6 protein-coding genes and 1 pseudogene are annotated in these 6663 nt (G+C 59.8%); 6 read left to right on the top strand and 1 reads right to left on the bottom strand.

Annotated features, from left to right (window positions below):
- A pseudogene (locus ACIPLA_RS19495) lies at positions 1-951 on the bottom strand (ArsR/SmtB family transcription factor); the annotation flags it as partial.
- A gap of 273 nt (positions 952-1224) precedes the next feature.
- On the opposite strand from ACIPLA_RS19495, the gene tkt reads away from it, so the two are divergent.
- The 6 genes from tkt to ACIPLA_RS19465 form a co-directional block, all read left to right on the top strand.
- Positions 1225-3222, top strand: a complete 1998-nt coding sequence (gene tkt, locus ACIPLA_RS19490) for a transketolase (RefSeq protein ID WP_123500163.1) — start codon at positions 1225-1227, stop codon at positions 3220-3222.
- Positions 3223-3399: 177 nt separating this feature from the next.
- The gene (epd, locus tag ACIPLA_RS19485) at positions 3400-4461 is read left to right on the top strand and encodes an erythrose-4-phosphate dehydrogenase (protein ID WP_007894931.1); all 1062 of its coding nucleotides are present in this window, start codon (positions 3400-3402) and stop codon (positions 4459-4461) included.
- Between the two features lie 25 nt (positions 4462-4486).
- Positions 4487-5650: a phosphoglycerate kinase gene (locus ACIPLA_RS19480; protein ID WP_007894933.1), complete on the top strand. Its 1164-nt coding sequence runs from the start codon at positions 4487-4489 to the stop codon at positions 5648-5650.
- A gap of 34 nt (positions 5651-5684) precedes the next feature.
- Positions 5685-5906 carry a hypothetical protein gene (locus ACIPLA_RS19475; RefSeq protein WP_123500161.1) on the top strand — a complete coding sequence of 74 codons (222 nt, stop codon included), beginning with the start codon at positions 5685-5687 and terminating at the stop codon, positions 5904-5906.
- A gap of 56 nt (positions 5907-5962) precedes the next feature.
- On the top strand, positions 5963-6295 hold the full coding sequence (locus ACIPLA_RS19470) for an MliC family protein (RefSeq protein WP_192344874.1): 333 nt from the start codon (positions 5963-5965) through the stop codon (positions 6293-6295).
- 253 nt (positions 6296-6548) lie between these two features.
- Positions 6549-6663: class II fructose-bisphosphate aldolase (locus tag ACIPLA_RS19465; RefSeq protein ID WP_208540549.1), on the top strand; the 115-nt coding region annotated here is incomplete at its 3' end.

Genomic DNA, 6663 nt, shown 5'->3' with positions numbered 1-6663 from the left:
CTGAATCTGGAACCCATTACGTAAGCCTAAATAGAGGCTTTCCCCGGGAATTAGTAACGCTGCGGTGGCACAACTTGCCAGATCTTACTGTTCAAACCCCAACCACAGATCACCGCAGGCCTCCCTGGCCCAACTCTGGTTGTGGCTACATAACTCTGTCACGAGCAGGCTACCGCCCGGTTGCAGCAAGTCGGCCATGCGCTTGAGTGCTTCGGCCGGCGCAGCGAAATGGTGCAGTACCATGTTCAGTACAACGCAATCAGCCTTGAGGCTTACGCCGTTCAATGCATCGGCCAATTGCAGGCTGACGTTAGCCAGCATTTCACGTTCGCAGACCTGACGGGCCAGATCGAGCATCGCCGGGCTGTTGTCCAGCGCCGTGACTTGAACGAAACGATGCGCCAGCTCCGGCAGAAAACCGCCATCGCCGGGGCCTACTTCGATGGCTGTGGCGCCCGGGCCGAAACTCAGCTTGTCGAGCAGTGCCACCACGCTTTCGCGGTATTGCGCCAGGCCGGCAATCAAGTCTTGCTGGGCGCGAAACTTCTCTGCGACCCGTGAGAAAAAGTCCTGGCTGGCCGCCGCTCGCTGCCCGTGGACCTGACCGATCCGCGACTGAACGTCAGTCGGCAGGGTCAGGTTGTCCACTTCTTCCAGCAGTGCGGCATGCAGCTTGCCGCCCAGCAGATCGGTGTGGGGCAGGGCGCGGCGGTAGAAAATCGCATTGCCTTCACGACGGGTCGCCACCAGGTCGGCCTGGGCCAAAACCTTGAGGTGATGACTCATGCCAGACTGGCCAATGCCGAAGATCTGCGCCAGTTCCAGTACGCCGAACGAATCGTTGGCCAGCGCGCGCAATACATTCAGACGCAGAGGATCGCCGCCGGCCTTGCACAGGGCCGCCAGTTCATCGCAATCGTCATGTCGAATGGAAGGCGCGCGTAAATTCATAAGGCCAGCAGTCTAGTGACGGTCGGAAATCATCGCAAGAGCAATATCAAAAAGTTTTGATATTGCTCGATGGATGGCACTTTTCAGCGTTAGGTTTAGTCAGCAAACGAACAGCGGAAAGGTTTCATCAGTCGAATACGCTGTTATCCATTGGAAAAACGCCTTCGGATGACTATCTGTCATTGCCCCGAAGGCGGTCGGTGAGGGAAAATGCTCGCCTTTTTTCCGTTTCGTTTTATTAACTCTCGATTCAATATCCGCAGGAGAACAGCGATGCCCAGCCGTCGTGAGCGTGCCAACGCCATTCGTGCCCTCAGCATGGATGCCGTGCAAAAAGCCAACAGCGGCCATCCCGGTGCCCCTATGGGTATGGCGGATATCGCCGAAGTACTTTGGCGTGACTACCTGAAGCACAACCCGAGCAATCCATCGTTCGCCGACCGTGACCGCTTCGTGCTGTCCAACGGTCACGGTTCGATGTTGATCTACTCGCTGCTGCACCTCACCGGCTATGACCTGTCGATCGATGACCTGAAAAACTTCCGCCAGCTACACAGCCGCACTCCGGGTCACCCGGAATACGGCTACACCCCGGGCGTCGAAACCACCACCGGTCCACTGGGCCAAGGCCTGGCCAATGCCGTGGGTTTCGCGTTGGCGGAAAAAGTCCTGGCGGCGCAGTTCAACCGTCCCGGCCATAACGTCGTTGATCACCACACCTACGTGTTCCTGGGTGATGGCTGCATGATGGAAGGCATTTCCCACGAAGTCAGCTCCCTGGCCGGTACCTTGGGCCTGGGTAAACTGATTGCCTTCTACGATGACAACGGCATTTCCATCGACGGCGAAGTCGAAGGCTGGTTCACCGACGACACGCCGAAGCGTTTCGAGGCCTACAACTGGCAGGTGATCCGCAACGTCGACGGTCATGATCCGGAAGAAATCAAGATCGCCATCGACACGGCCCGCAAAAGCGAGCAGCCGACGCTGATCTGCTGCAAGACCACCATCGGTTTCGGTTCGCCGAACAAGCAGGGCAAGGAAGACTGCCACGGTGCCCCGTTGGGTGACGCGGAAATCGCTCTGACCCGTGAAGCACTGAAGTGGAACCACGGCCCGTTCGAAATCCCGGCCAATATTTATGCCGAGTGGGACGCCAAGGAATCCGGTCGCGCTGCCGAAGCCGAGTGGGATCAGCGTTTCGCTGCTTACTCCGCGGCCTTCCCGGAGCTGGCCAACGAACTGATTCGTCGTCTGAGCGGTGATCTGCCAACTGACTTCGCTGAAAAAGCGGCTGCTTACATCGCTGAAGTCGCGGCCAAGGGCGAAACCATCGCCAGCCGTAAAGCCAGCCAGAATGCCCTGAACGCGTTCGGCCCGCTGTTGCCGGAACTGCTGGGCGGTTCGGCTGACCTGGCCGGTTCCAACCTGACCCTGTGGAAAGGTTGCAAAGGCGTCACCGCCGAAGACGCCAGCGGCAACTACATGTACTACGGCGTTCGCGAGTTCGGCATGAGCGCGATCATGAACGGCGTGGCCCTGCACGGCGGCCTGGTGCCGTACGGCGCGACCTTCCTGATGTTCATGGAATACGCCCGCAACGCAGTACGCATGTCGGCGCTGATGAAGAAACGCATCATTTATGTGTTCACCCACGACTCCATCGGTCTGGGCGAAGACGGCCCGACTCACCAGCCGATCGAGCAACTGGCCAGCCTGCGCTGCACGCCGAACCTCGACACCTGGCGTCCAGCCGATGCCGTTGAATCGGCAGTGGCCTGGAAATGCGCGCTGGAGCGTGACGACGGTCCGTCGGCACTGATCTTCTCCCGTCAGAACCTGCAGCACCAAACCCGTGATGCCGTGCAGATCGAGTGCATCAATCGCGGCGGCTACGTGCTGAAAGACTGCGCAGGCGAGCCTGAGCTGATCCTGATCGCCACCGGTTCGGAAGTCGGCCTGGCCGTTCAAGCCTTCGACAAACTGACCGAGCAAGGTCGCAAGGTGCGTGTTGTTTCGATGCCGTGCACCAGCGTCTTCGAAGCCCAGGACGCCGGCTACAAGCAAGCGGTTCTGCCATTGCAGGTCAGCGCGCGTATCGCCATCGAGGCCGCCCATGCGGACTACTGGTACAAGTACGTGGGCCTGGAAGGGCGTGTGATCGGCATGACCACCTACGGCGAGTCGGCGCCTGCGCCTGCCTTGTTCGAAGAGTTCGGCTTCACCCTGGAAAACATCCTGGGCCAGGCTGAAGAGCTGCTGGAAGACTAAGTCCGACAGTTGCGTTGTCTGTGCTGACGTCTTCGCGGGCAAGCCTCGCTCCTACAGATCACTTGTCTGTGCAATCCGGCAGACAACACGTGACCCTGTAGGAGCGAGGCTTGCCCGCGAAGGCAATTGAACATTCAACGCAACACTGACGGATTCACCACGGTAATCGAGAACCCCATGCCTCAACCGCGTCCCTACAAAGTTGCACTCAACGGCTACGGCCGGATTGGTCGTTGCGTCTTGCGTGCGTTGTTTGAGCGAGGCTCGACGGCAGGGTTCGAAATTGTCGCGATCAATGATCTGGCCGACATGGCCAGCATCGAATACCTGACACGCTTCGACTCCACACACGGGCGGTTTCCCGGTGAGGTGAGGGTCGAGGGCGATTGTCTGCATATTAAAGGCGACTGCGTGAAGGTCCTGCGCAGTGCCACCCCCGAAGGCATCGATTGGGCGTCACTGGGCGTCGATCTGGTGCTGGAGTGCTCCGGCGCTTATCACACGCGTGCCGATGGCCAGCGCTTCCTCGACGCCGGCGCGCCACGGGTGCTGTTCTCCCAGCCCATGGCCAGCGAGGCGGATGTCGACGCCACCATCGTCTACGGTGTGAACCAGGATTGCCTGACCGGCGATGAGCTGCTGGTATCCAACGCCTCCTGCACCACCAACTGCGGCGTGCCGCTGTTGCGCCTGCTGGACCAGGCCATTGGTCTGGAATACGTGTCGATCACCACCATCCACTCGGCGATGAACGATCAACCGGTGATCGACGCCTATCACCACGAAGACCTGCGTCGCACCCGTTCGGCGTTCCAGTCGGTGATTCCGGTGTCCACTGGTCTGGCGCGAGGTATTGAACGCCTGCTGCCGGAACTTGCCGGGCGAATTCAGGCCAAAGCCGTGCGGGTGCCGACGGTTAACGTGTCCTGCCTCGACATTACGATGCAGACCGTAAGCGATACCGACGCCACCGAGGTCAACCGGATTCTGCGCGAGGCCGCCACCCATGGTCCGCTCAAGGGCCTTCTGGCCTACACCGAGTTGCCTCACGCCAGTTGTGATTTTAATCATGACCCACATTCGGCCATCGTCGATGCCAGTCAGACCCGCGTTTCCGGCCCTCGGCTGGTGAACATCCTGGCCTGGTTCGACAACGAATGGGGTTTTGCCAATCGAATGCTGGACGTTGCAGAACACTATTTGCAAACAGCTGCACCACAACCAAAACCTGCTCTCTAAAACAGCTATCCAGGAAATGCGACCCATGACCGTGTTGAAGATGACCGACCTCGATCTGCAAGGTAAGCGCGTACTGATCCGCGAAGACCTCAACGTCCCAGTCAAGGACGGTGTTGTCACCAGCGATGCGCGAATCCTGGCTTCGCTGCCGACCATCAAGCTGGCCCTGGAAAAAGGCGCGGCCGTGATGGTCTGCTCGCACCTTGGCCGTCCGACCGAAGGCGAGTTCTCGGCCGAAAACAGCCTCAAGCCAGTCGCTGACTACCTGAGCAAAGCCCTGGGCCGCGAAGTGCCGCTGGTGTCCGATTACCTGGGCGGCGTCGACGTGAAAGCCGGCGACATCGTTTTGTTCGAAAACGTGCGCTTCAACAAGGGCGAGAAAAAGAACGCTGACGAACTGGCCAAGCAATACGCGGCCCTGTGCGACGTGTTTGTGATGGACGCCTTCGGCACCGCTCACCGTGCCGAGGGTTCGACCCACGGCGTGGCCAAGTTCGCCAAAGTCGCCGCTGCTGGCCCGCTGCTGGCCGCCGAACTGGATGCACTGGGCAAGGCCCTGGGCGCCCCGGCTCAGCCAATGGCCGCTATCGTTGCCGGTTCCAAAGTGTCGACCAAACTCGACGTGCTCAACAGCCTGAGCCAGATCTGCAACCAGCTGATCGTCGGCGGCGGCATTGCCAACACCTTCCTGGCCGCTGCCGGTCACCCGGTCGGCAAATCCCTGTACGAGCCGGACCTGCTGGACACCGCCCGTGAAATCGCTGCCAAGGTCAGCGTTCCGCTGCCGGTCGACGTGGTGGTTGCCAAGGAGTTCGCTGAAAGCGCGACCGCGACCGTCAAGCTGATTGCCGACGTGGCCGCAGACGACATGATCCTGGACATCGGCCCACAGACCGCGGCGAATTTCGCCGAGCTGTTGAAGTCGTCCAAGACCATCCTGTGGAATGGCCCGGTGGGCGTGTTCGAATTCGACCAGTTCGGTAACGGCACCAAAGTGCTGGCCCAGGCCATCGCAGAAAGCTCGGCGTTCTCCATCGCTGGTGGCGGTGACACCCTGGCAGCCATCGATAAATATGGCGTTGCCGAGCAGATCTCCTACATTTCTACCGGCGGCGGCGCGTTCCTCGAATTCGTCGAAGGCAAAGTGCTGCCGGCCGTTGAAGTCCTGGAAAGCCGGGCCAAGGCCTGAGGCCGCCCATTTGACCAGGCAAAGGAGTGTTCACATGGTCAGGACCTTAATGCTGTTGATTGCCGCGGGTATGCTGGCGGCTTGCGGGAGCAACCCGAAAGCCACGCCGGAACCCGCGCCGCAGTCACAGGAAAAAGGCTGCTACCAAGCGGATTGGCAAGCGGAAACCAACCCGGTGATCAACAAGCGCTCCGGGCCCGACGGCCTGGACAAATACGAGACACAGGTCCCGGCCAAGGAACATGGTTGCCCTTGAGGGGTCAGACTCTTTACTCAAGGCTGGCGGCGTGCGCCGTCAGCCGAGGAACACGGATGAAAGGCTTTATCGCCGTTGCGGCACTGGCATTGCTGGCAGGTTGCGCCAATTTGAACCTGTTCAACGCTGCCGAGCCAGCGGACAGCTGGACCACCTGGACCTGCGACAGCCAGGCCAAAGTGCTCTGGCGCTACACTGACATCAACCGCAAGGAAGTCGACGTTCGTCTGGGCGGTGCCGATCAGGTCTACCGCTTGAAGCTTGAACCGGGCGCCGAAGGTTCGCTGTACAGCAACGACATGCTGGCGTTTCACGTAAAAGGTGAGGAAGGCCTGGTTTACTGGGTCGCCACCAATGATTTGATCGGCCGCGGTTGTAAAGCCGAGTAATTGAAGGCCTGTGCAAAACCTGTAGGAGCGAAGCTTGCTCGCGAAGAGGTCATCACATTCAACACATGTGGTGTCAGTTAAAGCGCTTTCGCGAGCAAGCTTCGCTCCTACAGGAAATCGTCAGCTGTTAGAGATAGACGCACCACCGAATTCGCAGCCCGGGCCAGCCCCCGATCTGCAATAACTTGAATAGCCGCCGCCGCTACGGCAGGCTGGCACGATTAACGACCCTCAACCGGGAGAGACACACACAATGGCACTTATCAGCATGCGCCAGATGCTGGACCACGCAGCCGAGTTCGGCTACGGCGTTCCAGCCTTCAACGTCAACAACCTTGAGCAGATGCGCGCCATCATGGAAGCCGCTG

This window comes from Pseudomonas sp. NPDC086112 (genome assembly GCF_044746425.1).
Classification (GTDB): Bacteria; Pseudomonadota; Gammaproteobacteria; order Pseudomonadales; family Pseudomonadaceae; genus Aquipseudomonas.
The sequence above is the reverse complement of the archived record's forward strand: the minus strand, read 5'-3'. Positions and strand labels throughout refer to the sequence as shown.

Coding starts and splice junctions, on each gene's coding strand:
- tkt (WP_123500163.1), top strand. CDS start 1,225: ATGCCCAGCCGTCGTGAGCGTGCCAACGCCATTCGTGCCCTCAGCATG.
- epd (WP_007894931.1), top strand. CDS start 3,400: ATGCCTCAACCGCGTCCCTACAAAGTTGCACTCAACGGCTACGGCCGG.
- ACIPLA_RS19480 (WP_007894933.1), top strand. CDS start 4,487: ATGACCGTGTTGAAGATGACCGACCTCGATCTGCAAGGTAAGCGCGTA.
- ACIPLA_RS19475 (WP_123500161.1), top strand. CDS start 5,685: ATGGTCAGGACCTTAATGCTGTTGATTGCCGCGGGTATGCTGGCGGCT.
- ACIPLA_RS19470 (WP_192344874.1), top strand. CDS start 5,963: ATGAAAGGCTTTATCGCCGTTGCGGCACTGGCATTGCTGGCAGGTTGC.